2 protein-coding genes are annotated in these 2,077 nt (G+C 46.1%); both read right to left on the bottom strand.

Annotated features, from left to right (window positions below):
• Window positions 1-1,002: 1,002 nt before the first annotated feature.
• Window positions 1,003-1,389 (bottom strand): DUF5615 family PIN-like protein, encoded by a 387-nt coding sequence (locus tag V513_RS07970; protein WP_099772311.1) that lies wholly within the window; start codon window positions 1,387-1,389, stop codon window positions 1,003-1,005.
• Complete coding sequence (locus V513_RS07965) at window positions 1,373-1,609, bottom strand: DUF433 domain-containing protein (protein ID WP_006486348.1); 237 nt, start codon at window positions 1,607-1,609, stop codon at window positions 1,373-1,375. Before V513_RS07965 ends, V513_RS07970 begins: the two co-directional genes overlap by 17 nt.
• Window positions 1,610-2,077 lie beyond the last annotated feature (468 nt).

The following is a 2,077-nucleotide window of genomic DNA, read 5'->3' as shown; positions in this document are numbered from 1 at the left end:
AGAATTCAAGTCATAGCTTATATATCTACAACAGACGTGAGGAGAATCGGACGACCACCCTTCATGTCATCCCGGCGTGATTCTGGCCAGGATCTCTGTCCCTCGCGACCAGCGGTTCTTAGAACGGGATGCTGAGACAAGTTCAGATGATGCGAAGGGCAGGGTCTCGATTACAGGGTATGGGGTCTCGTGAAGAGAACTGGCAATCAATTCAGGATTCAAGGCAACTGAGAAAGTTGTCCCGGCATCGGCTTTTGGAAGTTCCTCACTTTGTCATCCCTAACTCGTTTCGGGATCCGGTTTTGATTTTATCCAAGGACGGGTCCTTGATTTGGGACGAGTAACGAAGGCTGGTTTTTCCCAGCGATCAGTGGCTCTTAAACGTATGTCGATCTCTATGTGCGAGATCCCGTATAAGAGCACTACGGGATGACACCCCCAATCGTCATCCTGACAATGCTCCTGGTCAGGATCCCTGTCCCACGCGAAAAATGTGACAGACGTTAGGAGCCCGTCAGTCCCCTATTCGAAATACTACGCGATGACAATTTCAGATGATAGTGCAGTTCTCTTGTAGGGGCGAACGGCCGTTCGCCCGAAAAACGTCATGGTTGGATCTCTGCCTTTTACGCGAAAAATGGGACACGAAGAGATTTGTCAGTTCCTCTTTTTAACTATTCACAATCGACTTCGAATGCATTTCCTTGCTGCTACGCACAAGCTATTACGCGCAACGCACAGCTCAATAGGGGTTTTGGAGGTTTCAAGGGTTTTTTACTGCGTACAAACATTTTTCTGATATCAGAAGTGATTCTGAGGTCAGAACTAATTGTGCAAGTAGCAAAAAAGTGAGACCCCCATCATTTCTATTTGAGTAATGTAGTTCTTCGATGTGATATAGATGTTGTTCGTTAATAGCTGGCGGACTACGGTACGCGAATGCTCAAAGCAGAAGGCCTTGAAAGCAGAACACTCAAGAGTAAGGATAGTACTATGACGGTCTTATTTTGTTCCGGGGAAGAGCTTCCGTATTCTGACTCTTTCTTCAGTTATCACAGCAAATTTGCCGGTCATTTTACTACCACACTTGTCTATAACTTGTATTACCTGGTCTGCTTTGTGCGAATAATCTACACCAGTAAGTCTCAGGAGAACAATGCCAGGACAACTCCTCTGCTTCCTGAACACTATCTCCCCAAAGTCTTTGTCATCTGTCAAGATCAACGCGCCTAAGTTTTCTGAGAGTCTCATAACTTCCTCATCTGTGATTCCTGGAGACAATTCTGCTACTGAGTACACAGAGATACCGGCTAGCCTTAGGCTAGATACTAACCTTTGATCGATGTTCTCATCAGCGAGCAAGGAAAGCGTTTCACTTCTTTTCGGCAAGAGAGTACACGTCCTCGTTGCGTAATACATCAAGAGCATAAGCGATTGCTGCCCTTACCTTCTCTTTGTCCAATGAAGGATGTGCTTCAACGATTTCAGAAATCTCCATTCCGGCCGTAAGTTCTGAAAGTATGTGCTCGACAGTTATCCTTGTTCCCTTGATTACTGGTTTGCCAAGCATTATTCTTGAATCTGAATGAATGAAGTCCTTGTAATCCATCGTCAACACCTCACGAATATTATAGCATCTTGGACTTGTAGACTCGGCAAATTAGAGACGGCAATCCTTAATAAGAACCGGGTCTGGGGTCTGGTAAGAACAGAAGTGATGCTGCTTCGCAGGAAGTGAGGCCGACTTCGTCGGGAAGTGATGCTGGCGCTTACGCGCCAGGAACAAAGCGAAGAGCCGCTTACCGATCTTCCTGATGTGTGATCATATTCAGAATCATATTCTTCTTGTAGGGGCGAACGGCTGTTCGCCCGAAGAGGGCATCGTTGCAACTTCCCCGATGCAAGTTGCAAGAAGAGGAACCTTGCCTTTTTAGCAAGGGCAATAATAAGTGCCATGCCCTTCTCAAAGTCACCTTCTTTCAGCCTTTTATGTCATCCTGACAATGCTCCTGGTCAGGATCCCTGTCCCTCGCGAAAAAGGGACCTTATCATATTCATAAGGAAAAAACTACTACTC

Source organism: Mesotoga sp. H07.pep.5.3 (assembly GCF_002752615.1).
In the GTDB taxonomy this organism is placed as follows: domain Bacteria; phylum Thermotogota; class Thermotogae; order Petrotogales; family Kosmotogaceae; genus Mesotoga; species Mesotoga prima.
The sequence above is the reverse complement of the archived record's forward strand: the minus strand, read 5'-3'. Positions and strand labels throughout refer to the sequence as shown.